A 17,267-nucleotide genomic window follows, 5' to 3' on the forward strand; every position below is an offset into this window, starting at 1 on the left:
GATTTCAGATATGTTTGATTCAGATTATTTACCTTACGCTGTTGCAGTTATCATCGCATTGCCTTTCTTGGTTTTTGCAAAACAATTTGTGAACAGTTTCATCAGACTTAAAAAACAGGAAATCAATTTCCTGGCAACCAAATCTAATAGTGAAATAAAATTACAGGCCTTGGAAAGAATGACGTTGTTTTTGGAACGTCTGAAACCAGCAAACCTTGTAATGAAATTTGATAAAGACCTTCAGCCTCACGAATTTGTTTTCCTTACTGAGAAGAATATCACCGAGGAATTTGAATACAATTCTTCTCAGCAATTATATATTTCCAGATCATCTTGGCAAGATATTCTGACGAGTAAGAGCAATGTACTTCAATTACTTCACAAGACTTATGAAGAGTTGAACGAAAACTCAAGGTTAGAGGATTTCAAAACTATTTTCTTAATGAGTTACGTCAACTCAGAAGATTATATCTCAGATACGATCGAGAATCTTAGAAAAGAACTTAACAAAATAATATAAAAATAAACATGATTCCTAATTTTAAAGCACATCCTTGGCATGGGATTTCTGCTGGAGAAAAATCTCCAGAGGTTGTCAATGTCTTTGTAGAAATTGTTCCTACAGATACTATAAAATATGAAGTAGATAAAGAAACCGGATATCTTAAAGTAGACCGTCCGCAGAAGTTCTCCAACATTATTCCTGCATTGTACGGTTTTGTTCCGAGAACGTATTGCGAAGAAGAAGTTAAAAATCTAGCGGTGGCAACCGGTGCTACAGATGTTACAGAAGGTGATCATGACCCGTTGGATATCTGTGTTCTCAGTTCGCATAATATCACTTCCGGTAATATTCTTATGGAAGCTATTCCAATCGGAGGTTTCCAGATGATTGACAAAGGAGAAGCAGATGACAAGATCATTGCTGTTTTGGTAGAAGACCAGGTTTATGGTCATATCAGAGATATTTCTGAGTTACCAAAAGCAGAGATCAATCGTTTGTTGCACTATTTCTTAAGTTATAAAAACCTGCCGACCGAGCCTGCAAAAGTTAAAATCGATTTGGTTTATGGCGCAGATCATGCTAAGAAAGTAATCGTAGCTTCACAAAAAGATTATACAGATAATTACGCAAAGTAATTTGTTGAAAAATAAATAAAAAATACCGTCTTTTTAAGATGGTATTTTTTTATGATACAATAACTATGGAATCTGGAATTTTGATTTTTTTTATTTCAAAGTTTTTTTCATAAATTTTCAAAATAATTCCAACCTTTTTTAAACTATTGCATCTTTTCTTATAAAAGCCAATGTATGGAATACGAAATATACATAAGATGCAGAAATAAAGACCGCAATGCGCAGCGGAAACTTTATGAAGAATATGCAGGACGATTCTTCGCAACCTGCAAACGTTACCTGAAAAACGACGAAGATGCGGAAGAAGTTTTGGCAGATTCTTTCTACATTATTTTCACAAAGCTGGAACAACTCAAAGATTTTCAGGTTTTCGATGCCTGGGCAAAGAAGATTGTCGTGAATCAATGTCTCCAAAAGCTTCGCAAGAAACAGCCATTCTCAATTTCTATTGAAGAGAATTTTGTGGACCTACCAGATCCTGAACCGGAAAACGCTGGTGAGGAGAAAGGGATTTTGTCTCTTCTTAATTTCCTTCCGGAAGGCTGTCGCACGATTTTCAATCTGTTTGCAATGGAAGGTTACCCTCACAAAGAAATTGCTCAGATGCTTTCCATCTCGGAAGGGACTTCCAAATCCCAAGTGAATTTTGCCCGCAAAAAATTGCAGGAACTAGTGAAGCTTCAAACGATTAATTCTTAAAGTTTAAAAAAATGGAAAATCAAGATATCGATAAAATGTTCAACGATGCTGGGAAATCTGCAGAAGAAAATCCAACATTTCCTGCTTTTGAAAAAGTTTGGGAAAAAGTTGAAGAGAAATTAGATAAAAAAGAACAAAAGAAAAGAATCATCCCGATTTGGTTGCCTTACGGAATTGCTGCAGGATTGGCTTTGACATTTGGTATTTTATATTTTATGAATGACGATAAAGCTAAAATAGAACCTCAAATTGCATCAAAAAATTATGGGAAACCAATCAATCCAAACCAATCAGAAATCCCTAAGAAAGTTGAAGAAATCAATAAAACATTTGAAGAGAATTTGGTAAAAAATCCAATTAAACCAGCTGAGGAAAAAGAGATTATTGCTTATCACGAAGTTGATTCTAAGAAAGATAAAATAGACTTGGAAGTTCAAAAAAAGAGAAATGATGAGATTTTTATGCAGAAACAATCGGTCGCTATTTTTGACGAAAAATATATTAAAAAGAAAGATTCAGAAACTCCGCCACCACCAATTTCGAAGAAATTGGAAACGTCTTCCGGAATTGCTGAGAATTATGCTTATGATGAAAGAAAAGTCGAAACTGTAAAAGCTAAATCGGCTTATTTTTCAGAAGTTAGTTCGGCATTAGAAGGAAAAGCTGCCGGCCTTGCAATTTCGCATGGTGTCAGAACTTCAGGAAGTTCTTCAAAAAGTTATAATAAAGATATTGAAGAAGTAGTTGTAGTAGGTTACAAAAAAACTTTTTGGCAAAAACTATTCAAAAAATCACAAAACAAAGTTCCAATCACTGAAATCGAAAAAGAATTACCTGAAGCAGGAAAACTAACCGCAGGCGAAGTCAATGATTTTTCCAAATGGGATTATTGGCAGGATATTGCAGTCCCAATTCTTGACCAATATAAAAATACCTGGAAATTTTTCCCAGATAGAAGAGTTTCTGTACAATTAACCAATTTTGATAACAATCCAATTATCGGAAAGAAATTAAAATTAATCGATGATAAAAAAGAAGTGGTTTGGGAAAGCGTGACAGATAATCGTGGAAATGCAGAATTGTGGATTTCTTCATTAATAGATCAAAAATTAAATTCACAACAATATTCTATTATTGATGAAGACGGAAATATTTTGTCAAATAATCCAAAAGAATTCCGAACCGGTCAGAATTTGATCAAGATCAATGAAAGTTGCATAGGAAAAAGACCTTTGGATTTGGTTTTTGTGGTCGATGCAACGGGTTCTATGGGCGACGAAATCAATTATCTGAAGTCAGAATTACTGGATGTTTTGGAAAAAGTTGAATCTAATCTGAAGAATACCAATGTAAGATATGGCTCTGTTTTTTATCGTGATAACGGTGATGAGTATGTGACCAGGAAATTTGATTTTTCTAATAATGCAGAAAACTTGATCAATTTCATTAAAAAACAAGATGCAGATGGAGGAGGAGACACACCGGAAGCAGTCGTGGAAGCTATGGAATCATCAATTGATCGATTGGATTGGAGCAACGAAAATTCAACAAAAATAATGTTCCTTCTTCTGGATGCTCCGCCACACTTGTCGGATGGGAACATTGAAAAACTCCATCAAAAAATTAAGTCAGCTTCCGAAAAAGGAATCACGATCATCCCAATTGCCGCAAGTGATACGGATAAACAAACGGAATATCTGATGCGTACATTCGCCCTGCTTACGAACGGAACTTATACATTTTTAACCAATGACAGCGGAATTGGCAACAATCATATCAAGCCAACGGCGAGTGAATATGAGGTTGAAAAATTGAATGATCTGTTGTTGAGATTAATTCTTCAACGCTCAACAGTTCCTGATTGTAAAAATGGTGTTACGAAAGAGTATATCAATAAAAAATTGGAGATAGAAAGTTTGGATAAGAAGGGTTTTTCGACCAAAATCTATCCGAATCCGACAAAAGGTGTTTTCAAAATTGATGCAAATCGAGATATCGAAGAATTTGTTCTATATGATTATACAGGCAAGATATTATTAAGGAAAAATAATTTGGGCAAAGGCTCTAATTCATTTGATATTTCAGAGTATCCTCAAAGTGTTTATCTTGTACGATTGAAATATGGAACAGAATCAGAAACATTCAAATTGATAAAAAACTAAATTACAAAAGCAACTCCAAGAGTTGCTTTTTGTCATATTATGCTTTCAATAATTTTCCGTAAATTCGCTAAAATTTTTTAATCACAATGAACTACGATATTATTGTTATTGGAAGTGGACCTGGCGGTTATGTGACTGCAATCAGAGCTGCTCAATTGGGTTTCAAAACAGCCATCATCGAAAAAGAAAATCTTGGAGGGATCTGCCTTAACTGGGGTTGTATCCCTACAAAAGCATTATTGAAATCTGCTCACGTTTTCAATTATTTGAAACACGCTGAGGATTATGGTCTTAATAAAGTGGAAAATCCAGGATTTGACTTTACTAAAGTTATCCAAAGAAGTAGAGGTGTAGCTTCTAAAATGAGCGGTGGAATTTCTTTCTTGATGAAGAAAAACAAAATCGATGTCATTATGGGGACTGCCACTGTGAAAGCTGGTAAAAAAGTAACTGTTGTAGATGCGGAAGGAAAATCAACAGAATATTCCGGAACTAATATCATCATTGCCACCGGGGCTCGTTCAAGAGAACTGCCAAACCTTCCTCAGGATGGTAAAAAAGTGATCGGATACAGACAGGCATTGTCTCTTCCTGAACAGCCAAAATCTATGATTGTTGTAGGTTCTGGTGCTATCGGAATTGAGTTTGCTGATTTTTATAATTCCATGGGAACCAAAGTTACTGTGGTGGAGTTTTTACCAAACATTGTTCCTTTGGAGGATGAGGAAGTTTCAAAACATGTTGAGAAGTCTCTGAAAAAAGCAGGTATCGAAATAATGACCAACGCTTCTGTGGAATCTGTTGATACTTCAGGAAATGGTGTGAAGGCAAAAGTGAAAACTGCAACTGGAGAGATCATGCTTGAAGCTGATATTCTTCTTTCCGCTGTCGGAATTGCTGCAAACATAGAAGGAATCGGGCTGGAAGCAGTTGGAATCAAAACTGAAAAAGGAAAAGTTTTGGTTAATGAATGGTATCAGACTTCTGTTCCTGGATATTACGCAATTGGAGATATCATCCCAACTCAGGCTTTGGCTCACGTGGCTTCTGCAGAAGGAATTACTTGTGTTGAGAAGATCAAAGGTCTTCATGTTGAAGCGATTGATTACGCAAATATCCCAGGTTGTACCTATTGCCATCCGGAAATTGCTTCTGTTGGTTTGACAGAAAAGCAGGCCAAAGAAAAAGGTTACGAGATCAAAGTTGGCAAATTCCCTTTTTCAGCATCTGGAAAAGCTACGGCTAATGGTGATGTTGACGGATTCATCAAAGTGATCTTCGATGCTAAATATGGTGAGTGGCTTGGTTGCCATATGGTTGGTGACGGCGTAACGGATATGATTGCAGAAGCAGTTGTAGCAAGAAGATTAGAGACAACTGGTCATGATATCATCAAATCAATCCATCCACACCCGACATTGTCAGAATCTATTATGGAGGCTGCTGCTGCTGCTTATGGAGAGGTGATCCATATCTAATAAGAATAACATAATATTCATATATAAAAACCGTAGAATTTTCTACGGTTTTTTTAATTTTACTCAATGGGAAATTCAAAGATAGGATTGGTACTTTCAGGAGGCGGAACACGTGGGTTGGCTCACGCCGGGGTTTTGAAGTTTCTTAAAGAGAAAAATATTGAACCTGATATTCTTTCTTGTTGTAGTGCTGGTTCCATCGTAGGTTCTCTTTATGCTTTTGGAAAATCACCAGAAGAGATTTTAGATTTTTTTCAGTCGGTTTACTTTTTCAATTGGAAACATTTTACATTCAACCAACCAGGTTTGGTTTCCTCAGCAATTTTTTCAACCTACCTCAATCCCATTTTTGAGGAAATGACTATAGGGGATTTGAGTAAAGACGTCAGAATTGTTGCTACGGAACTTATTACAGGACAGCAAAAAGTTTTTGAGAAAAATTATAAAGTGGTTGACGCTATCATTGCCTCGTCTTGCATTCCGGGGATTTCCACACCATATTTTATAGGCAAAGAAATGTACAGTGACGGAGGGGTTTTGAACAATTTTCCTGCGGATGTCATTCATAACGAATGTGATAAGATGATTGGCGTTTATGTTACACCGCCGCAGGATGTGGAACTGAATGATCTCAGAAGTATCCGTTCTGTTACAACCCGTGCCTATGAACTGTTGTCTCACAGAACAGAGATATATAAATTTGCGTTTTGCGATTGGTTCATCACATCCAAAAAACTTTCAAAATATGGAACTTTTGAAAGAAAACCACAAAGGTTAGAAGAAATTTTCCAAATCGGTTATGAAGAAGCAAAACGGACTTTCTCCGAGAATGAAGAAGATTTTATTTCAATTTTTTCAAAAAAGGAATGATGGTTTGCCAATTCTCTTCAGCATCGTCATAAAAGGAAGAAAGTGTAAATGTACCGTGGTGCCCAGCAGTTTTTGAAGGAAGGTAGAAATCTTTTTTTGTTTCTAATGCATTGTATATGGGTCTCCAATTGGATTCTTCGTTTCTTGCAGAAGAGATATAAACCGGGATTTTGACATCTTTTGCAAAAGTAGAAATGCTCTTATTTTCAATTTTGAAATATTCCCCAGGAGAGTAAGCGATAAGGGCCTTGTAATCTGATGGGTGTTTTGCAGCCATGTAAAACCCTAACGATGCCGAATAAGAGCTACCCCAATAGATTATTTTCTTTGCTTTTAATTTGTTTTTAGCATAGTAGTAAGTTGCTTCCAGATCAGGGATGACATCTGTAAATGCGGTAGATTTTCCTTTTTTCAAAGCCTCCTTTTGGGTAAGATTAATAACATGATTTACCATATCCCCGGATCTAAGGTCGACAGCTAAAACATTGAAACCTAGCTCGACCAACCTGGGAGCGATATTCCTAAAAGCTCCTCTGCTGAAACCTGCCTGATGATAAAGGATGATCAATGGGCTTCGCTTTCCATTGCCTGAATAATAGTCAGCATAAACCGTCAACTCATCGGAAGTTGGAAAATTTATGGTTTTGTAAGTATGATGTTTTACATTAAGGATTTCAGAAGAATGATTGACAGAAACTGATGCGGTCGATGAGCAACCACACAAACAATTTATAAGTAGGATCCAAAGTATGAAATTAAAACCTTTCATCGGGACGTAATTAAATTGTTATCTGACTATTTTCAAATATTATTTTATATTATTCAAATGTAATTGTTTATTTTTAATTATTTGTAAAGTAAAATTAAATTATTTTAAATTATTTTTTCTCCACATGTTTTACAATATCTTGCATCCTCATCATTGTCTTGATTTCCGCATCTTTGACACTGAAAATTATTTTTTTTCTGCTTCCTAAATTCCGATGTCACGATCCCGGTCGGGACCGCAATGATGCTATATCCACAGAGCATAACGATTATTGAGAGGATTTTACCAACAGGCGTACCTGGAGAAATATCACCATAACCAACAGTAGTGATAGTAACAACAGCCCAATACACGCTTTGCGGGATACTGCTAAAGCCATTTTTTCCTCCCTCTACAACGTACATCAATGAACCGATTATGACAATGAAAATAATCATAAACAAAAGAAATATATAGATCTTTCTAGAGCTATGCTTCAATGCTGAAACAATAAATCTGCCGTCGTGCATATAATCTGCAAGGTTGAATATCCGGAAGATCCTAAGTATTCTTAACATTCTGATAATAGCGACAAAATGCCAGATTGGAAAAAATAAACTAATATAAAATGGGATTATGGAAAGAAAGTCAATGATTCCTAACGGACTAAAAATATATTCTTCCCGGTCTTTTATGCAAATGATTCTCAAAATATATTCTATTGTAAATATTAATGTAATGAAAAACTCTGCGTAATAGAATTCTTTATAATATTGAAGCCTTATAATAGGAATTGTTTCTACCATTAATAAAATGGTGCTGAACAAAATCAAAATAAGCAAACTGATATCAAAGATCTTGCCTGCCTTTGTGTGGGACAAATAAACAATTTCGTAAATCTTCTTTCTCCAACCTTCTTCAGGAATGAGGTCGAATTCTGGTTTTATTCTCATAACATGAAATAATAAATGAAAATAGCAAAAATAAACCATCTAACAATTTTATAACAATAAAATAGACAAAAGTCTTTTTTATTAAGACAAAAGTCGTATATTTGTGAAAAGAAAATTGCAAAATGAAAAAATATAAAACTCCAGAGCCTTCTGTCATTGCTGTTAAGGAGCCTGTAATGGCTTATGGTTATCAAAATTTTGATGATGTTGGTGTTTTTGGTTTGATAGACATCGCTCAAAAAGGTATTTCTTTTAAAATATTTGATGGTCTTTCGAAAAAGTTCCCATTTACGATGCAGGATTGGGCAGATTTTTTACATATTTCCGGAAAGACATTGTCCCGTTATCAAAAAGAAGACAAATCTTTTGATGTATTACAATCAGAAAAGATTTTACAAATAGAAATGCTTTACAAAAGAGGGGAGGAGGTTTTTGGTTCTTCCGATAATTTCCTGATATGGCTTCAGTCAGAGAATGTTGCTCTTGGAAAAACAAAACCACAGGATTTACTGGGTAGTGTTTTTGGGATATCGCTTCTTATGGATGAGTTGACTCGTATAGAACATGGCGTTTTAGCATAACTTTGGATGATTGTTTACAGACTTTCAAAAGAAATCTATGCCAGCGACCTCTCGGGAAAAGGAGCAGAGATTGCTGGCGGACGATGGAATAGCAAAGGAAACGCTGCATTATACACAGCACAATCTATTGCTTTGTGTGTGACGGAGATCGCTGTTCATATTCCTCTGGGGATTTTACCACGAGATTATTGCCTTGTGCATATAGAGATTCCGGATGTGGATCTCTTTGAACCGAAACGATTGCCGAAAGACTGGAATACTTTTCCACATCCGGACAGCACCCAGAAAATTGGAGATAAGTTCCTTAAAGAGAATAAGTTTCTTATAATGAAAGTTCCCTCCGCAGCAGTACAAGGAGAATTCAATTATGTCATTAATCCCAGAAATATTGGTTCCTCCGAAATCAAAGTTAAAAAAATAGAAAAGTTTACTTTTGATGACCGATTGTTTATCAGATAAAATATCGAATATGAAAATCAAAGAATTTATAAATGAATTTGAAAAAATAATTCCGGCAAGACAAGCGGAGGATTTTGATAATGTTGGTCTGCTTTGTGGAAATCAAGAAAGAGAGATTTCAGGCATTCTGATTGCTCACGATGCTTTGGAATCTGTAGTTGATGAAGCAATTGAAAAGAATTTCAATGTGATTCTTTGTTTTCATCCAATCATTTTTTCCGGGTTAAAATCGATTACAGGAAAGAATTATGTTGAGAGAGCAGTTCTGAAAGCTTTGGAGAATAAAATCGCCATTTATGCAATTCATACGGCGTTTGACAATGATTATTTTGGTGTTAATTATAAAATCTGTGAAGCCCTTGATTTGAAGAATCAAAAGATCCTCATGCCAAAACAAAATCAATTGAAAAAGTTGGAAATTTACGTACCCGTTGATTCGGCTGAAAAATTAAAAGATGCACTTTTTGAAGCGGGAGCAGGAAATATTGGTTTCTATGACGAATGCAGTTTCTCTATTAGTGGAAACGGGACTTTTAGACCTTTGGAAGGCTCAAATCCAGTAACCGGAACTCAGAATGAAAGAGAAAATGCGAATGAAGTTCTACTTTCTGTGATATTTGAAGATTATAAAAAACATCAGATTCTCTTTGCGATGAAACAAAATCATCCTTATGAAGAAGTCGCTTATCAATTGATTTCTCTCGAAAATGAAAATCAATATACTGGCTTGGGAAGATTCGGAGATTTGGAAAGAGAAATGGATGTGGCTGATTTTCTGAAATCCGTAAAAGAAAAATTCAATCTTAATGTCATCAGGCACAATTCTTTAACTCAGAAAAAAATCAAAAGAGTAGGTGTTTTGGGAGGAAGCGGAGCAAGTGGGATCAAGTCTGCAATATCTGCTAAATGTGATGCTTATTTGACTGGCGATGTGAAATATCACGATTTCTTTTCAGGCGAAGATAAAATGCTGATTTGCGATATTGGACATTTCGAGTCAGAACAATTTGTAACTCAACAATTATTTGAAATTTTGTCCGAAAAATTCACTACATTTGCAATCGCTAAAACGACAATAAAAACAAATCCTGTTAATTATTTTATATAGATATGGCTAAAGTAAACGAAATTTCTGTTGAAGAAAAATTAAGAGCTCTTTACGATTTGCAAATCATCGATTCCCGTTTGGATGAGATCCGCAATACAAGAGGCGAGTTGCCGATTGAAGTAGAAGACCTTGAGATAGAAATTGAAGGTCTTGAAAAAAGAGCCCAAAAATTCGAATCTGAAATTGCTGAGCAAAATGCTGAGATCAACAGCAAAAAAGATTTGATGAAACAAGCTCAAACTCTTATTGATAAATATAAAACGCAGCAAGATAACGTTAGAAATAACAAAGAATTCGAAGCTTTGTCAAAAGAGGTAGAATATCAGGAATTGGAAATTCAGTTAGCTGAAAAAAGAATCAGAGAATTCGGTGGAAAAATCGATCACAAAAAAGAAACTTTGGCTGATTTGAACGCTAAAATCGATGAACTGAAAAACCACTTGACCCACAAGAAGAATGAGTTGGATAATTTGGTTTCAGAAACTCAAAAAGAAGAAGATTACCTATTGGAAAAATCTAAAGAATTTGCTGAGAAAATCGATGACAGATTGTTAGCTTCTTATCAAAGAATCCGTCAAGGTTCATCCACTGGTCTTGCAGTTGTAGGGTTGGAAAGAGGAGCACCAAAAGGTTCTTTCTTCACAATTCCGCCACAGAAACAAATGGAAATCGCTCAGAGAAAGAAAATCATTATTGATGAGCACTCTGGAAAGATCTTGGTAGATGACGAGTTGGTAAATGAAGAAAATGCCAAAATGGAAGATATCATCAAGTTCTAATCGGAATTTGATTTCAATAAATACAAAAGAGACCTGAATTTCAGGTCTCTTTTCAGTTTGAGAAAATAATATATAATTACCGGATATTAACAGAACCGGAACTGCTTTCGTTTTTGGTCACTTTATTCAGATCGCCTCTTTTCACGACGTTGATATCTCCGCTGGAAGATGCGCTAGCTGTCAGGCTTTGACGAACACCAATCGTAATATCGGCCGAAGAAGAAGTCGTGAGAACCGCACTGTCTGCAGTCAGATCTTCAGCTTTGATGTCTCCCGAAGAAGAAGCTTGCGCATTCACATTGTCTGCTTTTCCTTTGATGTTGATTCCGCCAGATGAAGAAGATTGCATATTAAGGCTTTTTGCAACGACATCTCCGTTGAAATCCCCACTGCTGGAAGCCTGGATATTCACATTATCTCCATTGATATTCCCTTTGATATTTCCTGAGCTGGAAACTTTCACATCAAGGTCAGAGAATTTGAAATCATCTTTCAAAACAATACTTGCGCTGGAATTTGCCGCTAATCTGTCAAAGTCTCTAGCATAAACTTTAATTTTAATTCTGTCAGTTGATATGTTCAGTTTTCCTTCAGATTGGATTTTCACCTGAACTTTTCTTCCTTCCTGTTTTACAACCACGTATTGCATCAGGTCAGAAGGTGCGTAAACAACAATTTTTTCTTCACTGGATTTATAAACTTCTGCGCTCAGAGAAGTCGAAATTTGCAATTCGTCAAAGTCAACCGAATAAGATTTTTCAATCACATCGCCTTTTCCGGAATCTGATAATAGGTGAGAAAACATCACATCATTTGAACCGTTTTTGGTTTGTATGCAAGAAAAATTGGTAACCGATGCCAAAAGAACTAGGGATAAAAGTTTTATTTTCATAAGAATGATTTTTTATAGTTTCTTGTTTTAATATAGGTAAGACAATTGGAAAGTCTGTTTCGTTACATCAAAAAATTATTTTTTTGCAATTAATTTAATTTTCTAAATTTACATCATAAAAAATAAATATTAAATTATGAAATCGTTTAGATTCCATATGACATTAAAATTAATAAATAACCTCATATGAAAAATATATTATTCGCATTCGTTTTGATTGGACTGTCTGTTTCTGCATTCGCACAATCTGGTCCGCCAGCTGGCGATGCTAAAGTTGGAGAATTCTACGGTCAGGACGTTTCCGCGAAAGCAATTAAAAAAGCTATTTCTCCGGATGAGCTTAACAAAGAATTGAAATCAACACCTAAAATTGCTAAAACTTCTGTGAAAGGAAAAGTGACTGGCGTTTGTCCTAAAAAAGGATGCTGGGTAAGTCTGGCGACAGATTCCGGTGATACTTTCTTCGTTAAGATGAAAGATTATGCATTCTTTGTTCCAACAGCTTTGGAAGGCAAAACGGTTGTTTTGGAAGGCAGTGCGGAGAGCAAAACCACTTCTGTAAAAGAATTGCAACATTACGCAGAAGACGCTAAAAAATCTCAGGCAGAAATCGATGCGATTAAAGAACCAAAAACTGAGACAAGATTTTTGGCAAGCGCAATCAAAGTTGTAGAATAATTTCATTACAATATAATTTATAAGCTCTGGATTTTCCGGAGCTTTTTTATTGGGGCGTATCCCTTTGTTTCGTTTGCTTTTCACGCTCGGTCTGCAAAAGAAATTTTATCCAAGGCAAACAAAACAAGCGGGTCGGGCTATCCACTCATATCTTTTGTTTTTTTATAAACATTTGTCTTTCTGATAGAACCCGAATCCCAAAAAAACAAAAGGATAACCGTTTCTATCCCTTACGCGGTGGCGCAAGAATCACGATTTGTCACAGTTAGAAAATTTCTTCAAAAAAGAAGCTCTAGCATTTGTCAAACTACAACATAATTCTTTTGAAACCCCGTCAATTCTGCTTATATTTACACCCTAAATTTTCAAAAAATGGCAGACTGGAAAATCGTCAAAGAATACGAAGATATTACTTATAAAAAATCAAATGGCGTAGCAAGAATCGCTATCAACAGACCAGAAGTCAGAAATGCTTTCCGACCAAAAACAACCTCAGAACTTTACGATGCTTTTTATGATGCTTATGAAGATTCTTCAATCGGTGTTGTGCTGTTGACAGGAGAAGGACCAAGTCCAAAAGACGGCGGACACGCTTTCTGTAGTGGAGGCGACCAGAAAGCGCGTGGCCATCAGGGCTATGTTGGCGAAGACGGGAGACATCGTCTTAATATCTTGGAAGTTCAGCGTTTGATTCGTTTTATGCCAAAAGCTGTGATTGCTGTGGTAAATGGTTGGGCAGTTGGAGGAGGACATTCGCTTCACGTGGTTTGCGATTTGACTTTGGCAAGTGAAGAACACGCTATCTTCAAACAAACCGATGCGGACGTTACAAGTTTTGACGGTGGATATGGTTCTGCTTATTTGGCGAAAATGGTTGGTCAGAAAAAAGCCAGAGAAATTTTCTTTTTAGGTAGAAATTATTCGGCTCAGGAAGCGGCTGATATGGGAATGGTAAATGCCGTAATTCCTCACGCTGAATTAGAAGACACAGCCTACGAATGGGCTCAGGAAATCCTTGCAAAATCTCCAACTTCCATCAGAATGCTAAAATTCGCAATGAATTTGACAGACGACGGAATGGTTGGGCAACAGATATTTGCGGGCGAAGCAACCCGTTTGGCTTATATGACAGAAGAAGCAAAAGAAGGCAGAAATGCATTCCTGGAGAAGCGTAAGCCGAACTTTGGTGATGACCAATGGATTTCCTAAATAATTATTTATTTTAAATTTATTTCTAATGTTCAATCCGTCTTTTATTTGCAGAAAAGCAGTTTTGCCACAAATGGCTTTTGCTTGTGCATTGTTTTCGGCTCAGAGTCCTTTACAAAAAAGTGTTCCTGAGAAAGAAGGGATTTCATCAGAAGCAATTGTCAAGTTTTTACAAGCTGCAAATAAATTGCAATCCACCGAGTTCAAAAGTTTTATGCTTCTGAGACACGGAAAAGTGATTTCGGATGTGCATTGGAATCCTTATCAGAAAGATTTAAAGAACAGATTATATTCTTGCAGTAAAAGTTTTACAGCAACTGCAATTGGTTTTGCCGTTCAGGAAAATAAGTTGAAAGTTACCGATAAAGTGATTTCATTTTTTCCTGATAAACAACCTTCTGAAATCAGTGATAATCTAAAAGAATTATCAATCCAAAATCTCTTGACAATGTCGTCTGGAATGGAAAAAGAACCTGATTTTATCCGTGGAAGCGAAAACGATTGGGTAAAAGCTTATCTGGCTGTTCCTATTGATAATAAACCAGGAAGTAAGTTCAATTATAGTTCGTTGGCCACATTTATGCTTTCTGCGATTATGCAGAAAGTGACCGGTCAAACTGTTGCAGATTATTTGAAACCAAGATTATTCGACCCATTGGGAATCAAAGGTTACGATTGGGAAAGTAATCCGCAAGGAATTAATACAGGAGGTTGGGGATTGCGTGTGAAAACGGAAGATATGGCCAAATTTGCCCAGCTTTTTCTCCAAAAAGGAAAATGGAATGGCAAACAAATTATTTCTGAAGAATGGGTAAAAGAAGCCAGTTCAGCACACATTTTACAAAATCCAAATGCCGATGAAAAACTTAAAAGCGAAAACGATTGGGTACAAGGTTACGGTTATCAGATGTGGAGAAATCGATTCAATTCTTTCCGTGGTGACGGCGCTTACGGACAATATATGTTGGTTTTGCCAGAACAAGATGCAGTTGTGATTATAACGGCAGAAAGTAACAATCTTCAGGAAGAATTAAATCTCGTTTGGGAACATCTTTTACCAGCTTTTCAACCAAAAGCGATTCCCGAAAATAAATCGGCTTACCAGAAACTCAAAGGCTTGGAGAACAATCTTTCCATTGAACCTCTGAAAAGTGACATCTTCCCGAAAATCAACAAAACGTTTAGTTTCGCTGAGAACAAAGATAAATATCAATCGGTCGAATTAAAATCGAATGGTCAAAAACTCGAAATGAAATTGACTATTAACGGAAAATCTTATCCATTCGAATTCACTTCAGGAAAATGGAATCAGCAGGAAACAATGTGGATTCAGCCAACTTCGGACAGAAAATCGATAACAGACAGCTACAAACTTTATCCTGCGAAAATCACAAATAGTTTTCGTTGGAAAGATGAAAAAACTTTGGAACTGAAAACGATTTATCTGGAAACGCCGCATTCACATTTAATGGAAATTACTTTCGATAATGATTCTCTCATTTTCGAACTAAAAAATAGCGCGGATTTTGGAAAAAAATCAACGATTTTAAAGGCCACAGAAATAAAATAAATGAAACATTGGATACAGGCTGCGAGGCTTAGAACATTACCACTTTCACTCAGTGGAATTATTATGGGAGCTTTCATTGCAAAATGGAGACTTTCTGAGAATGGAGGAACTTGGGATTGGAGAATTTTCGCTTTAGCACTTCTCGTAACATTATTATATCAAATCCTTTCCAATTTTGCCAACGATTATGGCGACGGCGTAAAAGGAACGGACAAAAATAGGATAGGTGAAGCAGAAAGCAGAGCAGTAGCTTCTGGAAAAATTACAGCAATCCAAATGAGAAATGCAGTTATTCTGCTTTCGATTTTATCTTTTGTAGCAACAATTGCATTATTGTACGTTGCTTTTTACCCAGCGAATATCAGAGAATTCTGGATTTTTATAGGATTAGGAATTGCTTGTATTTTGGCAGCAATTGGATATACAGTGGGTAAAAAACCCTACGGATATATGGGATTGGGCGATATTTTCGTGTTTGTATTTTTTGGATTGGTTTCGGTTTGCGGAAGTTATTTTCTGTTTACTAAATCATTCAGTTGGGACGTTTTATTTCCTGCAACAGCAGTCGGAATGTTGAGTATGGCTGTTCTTAATCTGAACAATATGAGAGACATCGTTAATGATGAATTATCTGGCAAAAAAACGTTTGCATTGAAGCTTGGTTTTAAAAATGCTATGATTTACGAAATCATCTTATTGCAATTACCAATTCTTTTGATGCTGGCTTTTCTAATGTACAACGGCTTCCAGGCACAGGGGAAATATTATCCTTTCATCGTGATGATTTTGATTTTCCCATTCATCAAATTAAGGAGAAGTATAATGGCTGTAAAAGAACCAAAATTACTCGACCCATTTCTAAAACAGGTCGGAATATTGACTTTTATGATGGCTATTTTGACAGCTTTCGGGCTTAATTTTGTTAATTAATTTTTTTCAAATTATTAACTTCGTGAGTATGAAGAAAATTTCACTTTTGTTAGCATTTGTTATTTCAGGTTTGGCTTTCGCTTGTCTTAATTATTCGATTGTCGGAACAGATGTCAATGGCAAAAGAAAAACGACTCATGCAATGAAGGAACATCACCGAGGATTGCATATCTATGATTTTGACAAATCAATGATTGAAAAAAATGGAAAGTATGATTTGGAAGAATATAAGAAGACCAAAAATCTTGATAACTATTTAAATTATGCTACTTCTTTGGTTTATCTGGGTGATTATGATAAAGCAATTTCCATATTTAAAGAAATAGAAGAAAAGCAACCAGATAAATATGAACTCGCTTCTAACTTGGGAACAGCTTATGAATTAATTGGAGATAATAAAAATGCCCTGAAATATATCCAGAAAGCGTTACAACTCAACAAAGATTCTCATCACGGTTCTGAGTGGATTCACGTAAAAATTTTAGAAAATAAATTAGGCAAAAGAACCCTCGAAAATCTTTTGGATATTGATTTTGGAAATGATAAAACTCCAACTTCAAAATATAAAAAAATAGAATTGACAGAGTTCATAAATGATGTTTCTTACCAATTATCAGAAAGGACTCAATTTGTCAAACCAACAGATAAGATTGTTGGAAAATTGTATTTTGAATTGGGAAACGCATTGTCTATAGTTTACGATTTAGAATCAGCTCAGAAAGCTTATAATCTTTCAAAAAAATATGGATACGAAAATCCGTTGTTAAATAAACGGGTTTCCTACTTTGCTCAGCTTATTAAAGATAACAAAGATTCCGGAAAAGAAGTAAAGGAGACAACTAATGAAGAATTATATTACCAAAATGAAGATAAAAATAAAACTCCCGAATTCAAGAATGTCAAAATAGTTCCAGAAGTGGAAGTGGGTTTTCCATTTTGGATAATTTTACCAATAATTTTGATTGTAGCAATACTTTCAATTTTTATAATTAAAAGAAAAAAAAGATAATA

At 35.6% G+C, this 17,267-nt stretch carries 18 protein-coding genes; 15 read left to right on the plus strand and 3 right to left on the minus strand.

Annotation, left to right across the window (positions count from 1 at the left end; genetic code table 11):
* The first annotated feature begins 10 nt into the window (after window positions 1-10).
* From BLT30_RS12415 to BLT30_RS12440, 6 genes are all read left to right on the plus strand, one after another.
* Window positions 11-520 carry a DUF7935 family protein gene (locus BLT30_RS12415; protein WP_089873873.1) on the plus strand — a complete coding sequence of 170 codons (510 nt, stop codon included), beginning with the start codon at window positions 11-13 and terminating at the stop codon, window positions 518-520.
* Between the two features lie 8 nt (window positions 521-528).
* On the plus strand, window positions 529-1,140 hold the full coding sequence (locus BLT30_RS12420; protein WP_027382114.1) for an inorganic pyrophosphatase: 612 nt from the start codon (window positions 529-531) through the stop codon (window positions 1,138-1,140).
* Window positions 1,141-1,314: 174 nt separating this feature from the next.
* Complete coding sequence (locus BLT30_RS12425) at window positions 1,315-1,839, plus strand: RNA polymerase sigma factor (RefSeq protein WP_089873874.1); 525 nt, start codon at window positions 1,315-1,317, stop codon at window positions 1,837-1,839.
* Window positions 1,840-1,850: 11 nt separating this feature from the next.
* Window positions 1,851-4,001 carry a VWA domain-containing protein gene (locus tag BLT30_RS12430; RefSeq protein ID WP_089873875.1) on the plus strand — a complete coding sequence of 717 codons (2,151 nt, stop codon included), beginning with the start codon at window positions 1,851-1,853 and terminating at the stop codon, window positions 3,999-4,001.
* An 86-nt stretch (window positions 4,002-4,087) separates the two neighbouring features.
* Window positions 4,088-5,479 carry a dihydrolipoyl dehydrogenase gene (lpdA, locus tag BLT30_RS12435; protein ID WP_089873876.1) on the plus strand — a complete coding sequence of 464 codons (1,392 nt, stop codon included), beginning with the start codon at window positions 4,088-4,090 and terminating at the stop codon, window positions 5,477-5,479.
* Between the two features lie 66 nt (window positions 5,480-5,545).
* Complete coding sequence (locus BLT30_RS12440; protein ID WP_089873877.1) at window positions 5,546-6,349, plus strand: patatin-like phospholipase family protein; 804 nt, start codon at window positions 5,546-5,548, stop codon at window positions 6,347-6,349.
* On the opposite strand, the gene BLT30_RS12445 is transcribed toward BLT30_RS12440, so the two are convergent.
* Window positions 6,321-7,118 (minus strand): alpha/beta hydrolase family protein, encoded by a 798-nt coding sequence (locus tag BLT30_RS12445; protein ID WP_089873878.1) that lies wholly within the window; start codon window positions 7,116-7,118, stop codon window positions 6,321-6,323. The genes BLT30_RS12440 and BLT30_RS12445 overlap by 29 nt on opposite strands.
* A gap of 104 nt (window positions 7,119-7,222) precedes the next feature.
* Window positions 7,223-8,050: an ion transporter gene (locus tag BLT30_RS12450; protein WP_089873879.1), complete on the minus strand. Its 828-nt coding sequence runs from the start codon at window positions 8,048-8,050 to the stop codon at window positions 7,223-7,225.
* A gap of 122 nt (window positions 8,051-8,172) precedes the next feature.
* Between BLT30_RS12450 and parS the strand changes: the two genes are divergently transcribed.
* The 4 genes from parS to BLT30_RS12470 are packed head-to-tail and all read left to right on the plus strand — an operon-like array spanning window position 8,173 to window position 10,977.
* Window positions 8,173-8,631, plus strand: coding sequence for a type II RES/Xre toxin-antitoxin system antitoxin (gene parS, locus BLT30_RS12455; RefSeq protein ID WP_221405583.1), 459 nt, complete (start codon window positions 8,173-8,175; stop codon window positions 8,629-8,631).
* 6 nt (window positions 8,632-8,637) lie between these two features.
* Window positions 8,638-9,090 carry an RES family NAD+ phosphorylase gene (locus tag BLT30_RS12460; RefSeq protein ID WP_089873880.1) on the plus strand — a complete coding sequence of 151 codons (453 nt, stop codon included), beginning with the start codon at window positions 8,638-8,640 and terminating at the stop codon, window positions 9,088-9,090.
* Window positions 9,091-9,100: 10 nt separating this feature from the next.
* Window positions 9,101-10,198, plus strand: a complete 1,098-nt coding sequence (locus BLT30_RS12465) for a Nif3-like dinuclear metal center hexameric protein (RefSeq protein ID WP_089873881.1) — start codon at window positions 9,101-9,103, stop codon at window positions 10,196-10,198.
* 2 nt (window positions 10,199-10,200) lie between these two features.
* Window positions 10,201-10,977 carry a zinc ribbon domain-containing protein gene (locus tag BLT30_RS12470; RefSeq protein WP_074234111.1) on the plus strand — a complete coding sequence of 259 codons (777 nt, stop codon included), beginning with the start codon at window positions 10,201-10,203 and terminating at the stop codon, window positions 10,975-10,977.
* Window positions 10,978-11,053: 76 nt separating this feature from the next.
* Here the strand turns inward: BLT30_RS12470 and BLT30_RS12475 are convergent, their stop codons facing one another.
* Complete coding sequence (locus tag BLT30_RS12475) at window positions 11,054-11,869, minus strand: head GIN domain-containing protein (RefSeq protein ID WP_089873882.1); 816 nt, start codon at window positions 11,867-11,869, stop codon at window positions 11,054-11,056.
* 186 nt (window positions 11,870-12,055) lie between these two features.
* On the opposite strand from BLT30_RS12475, the gene BLT30_RS12480 reads away from it, so the two are divergent.
* The 5 genes from BLT30_RS12480 to BLT30_RS12500 all read left to right on the plus strand — a co-directional run bounded on the left by BLT30_RS12480 (window position 12,056) and on the right by BLT30_RS12500 (window position 17,265).
* Window positions 12,056-12,547 carry a DUF4920 domain-containing protein gene (locus BLT30_RS12480; protein ID WP_089873883.1) on the plus strand — a complete coding sequence of 164 codons (492 nt, stop codon included), beginning with the start codon at window positions 12,056-12,058 and terminating at the stop codon, window positions 12,545-12,547.
* A 372-nt stretch (window positions 12,548-12,919) separates the two neighbouring features.
* Window positions 12,920-13,756, plus strand: a complete 837-nt coding sequence (locus BLT30_RS12485) for a 1,4-dihydroxy-2-naphthoyl-CoA synthase (protein ID WP_089873884.1) — start codon at window positions 12,920-12,922, stop codon at window positions 13,754-13,756.
* A 28-nt stretch (window positions 13,757-13,784) separates the two neighbouring features.
* Complete coding sequence (locus tag BLT30_RS12490) at window positions 13,785-15,326, plus strand: serine hydrolase domain-containing protein (protein ID WP_089873885.1); 1,542 nt, start codon at window positions 13,785-13,787, stop codon at window positions 15,324-15,326.
* Window positions 15,327-16,256 (plus strand): 1,4-dihydroxy-2-naphthoate octaprenyltransferase, encoded by a 930-nt coding sequence (gene menA, locus BLT30_RS12495; RefSeq protein WP_089873886.1) that lies wholly within the window; start codon window positions 15,327-15,329, stop codon window positions 16,254-16,256. It abuts the gene before it with no gap.
* A gap of 28 nt (window positions 16,257-16,284) precedes the next feature.
* Entirely contained in the window at window positions 16,285-17,265 is a 981-nt protein-coding gene (locus BLT30_RS12500; protein WP_089873887.1) for a tetratricopeptide repeat protein, read from the plus strand.
* Window positions 17,266-17,267: the final 2 nt, after the last annotated feature.

Source organism: Epilithonimonas hungarica, from assembly GCF_900102265.1.
Taxonomy (GTDB): domain Bacteria; phylum Bacteroidota; class Bacteroidia; order Flavobacteriales; family Weeksellaceae; genus Epilithonimonas; species Epilithonimonas hungarica.

Excerpts from the sequence above, each read along its gene's own strand:
- parS (WP_221405583.1), top strand. The coding sequence starts at position 8,173 with ATGAAAAAATATAAAACTCCAGAGCCTTCTGTCATTGCTGTTAAGGAG.
- BLT30_RS12500 (WP_089873887.1), top strand. The coding sequence starts at position 16,285 with ATGAAGAAAATTTCACTTTTGTTAGCATTTGTTATTTCAGGTTTGGCT.
- BLT30_RS12470 (WP_074234111.1), top strand. The coding sequence starts at position 10,201 with ATGGCTAAAGTAAACGAAATTTCTGTTGAAGAAAAATTAAGAGCTCTT.
- BLT30_RS12475 (WP_089873882.1), bottom strand. The coding sequence starts at position 11,869 with ATGAAAATAAAACTTTTATCCCTAGTTCTTTTGGCATCGGTTACCAAT.
- menA (WP_089873886.1), top strand. The coding sequence starts at position 15,327 with ATGAAACATTGGATACAGGCTGCGAGGCTTAGAACATTACCACTTTCA.
- BLT30_RS12460 (WP_089873880.1), top strand. The coding sequence starts at position 8,638 with ATGATTGTTTACAGACTTTCAAAAGAAATCTATGCCAGCGACCTCTCG.
- BLT30_RS12430 (WP_089873875.1), top strand. The coding sequence starts at position 1,851 with ATGGAAAATCAAGATATCGATAAAATGTTCAACGATGCTGGGAAATCT.
- BLT30_RS12440 (WP_089873877.1), top strand. The coding sequence starts at position 5,546 with ATGGGAAATTCAAAGATAGGATTGGTACTTTCAGGAGGCGGAACACGT.
- BLT30_RS12480 (WP_089873883.1), top strand. The coding sequence starts at position 12,056 with ATGAAAAATATATTATTCGCATTCGTTTTGATTGGACTGTCTGTTTCT.
- BLT30_RS12450 (WP_089873879.1), bottom strand. The coding sequence starts at position 8,050 with ATGAGAATAAAACCAGAATTCGACCTCATTCCTGAAGAAGGTTGGAGA.
- BLT30_RS12425 (WP_089873874.1), top strand. The coding sequence starts at position 1,315 with ATGGAATACGAAATATACATAAGATGCAGAAATAAAGACCGCAATGCG.
- BLT30_RS12485 (WP_089873884.1), top strand. The coding sequence starts at position 12,920 with ATGGCAGACTGGAAAATCGTCAAAGAATACGAAGATATTACTTATAAA.
- BLT30_RS12465 (WP_089873881.1), top strand. The coding sequence starts at position 9,101 with ATGAAAATCAAAGAATTTATAAATGAATTTGAAAAAATAATTCCGGCA.
- BLT30_RS12415 (WP_089873873.1), top strand. The coding sequence starts at position 11 with ATGTTTGATTCAGATTATTTACCTTACGCTGTTGCAGTTATCATCGCA.
- BLT30_RS12420 (WP_027382114.1), top strand. The coding sequence starts at position 529 with ATGATTCCTAATTTTAAAGCACATCCTTGGCATGGGATTTCTGCTGGA.
- BLT30_RS12445 (WP_089873878.1), bottom strand. The coding sequence starts at position 7,118 with ATGAAAGGTTTTAATTTCATACTTTGGATCCTACTTATAAATTGTTTG.
- lpdA (WP_089873876.1), top strand. The coding sequence starts at position 4,088 with ATGAACTACGATATTATTGTTATTGGAAGTGGACCTGGCGGTTATGTG.
- BLT30_RS12490 (WP_089873885.1), top strand. The coding sequence starts at position 13,785 with ATGTTCAATCCGTCTTTTATTTGCAGAAAAGCAGTTTTGCCACAAATG.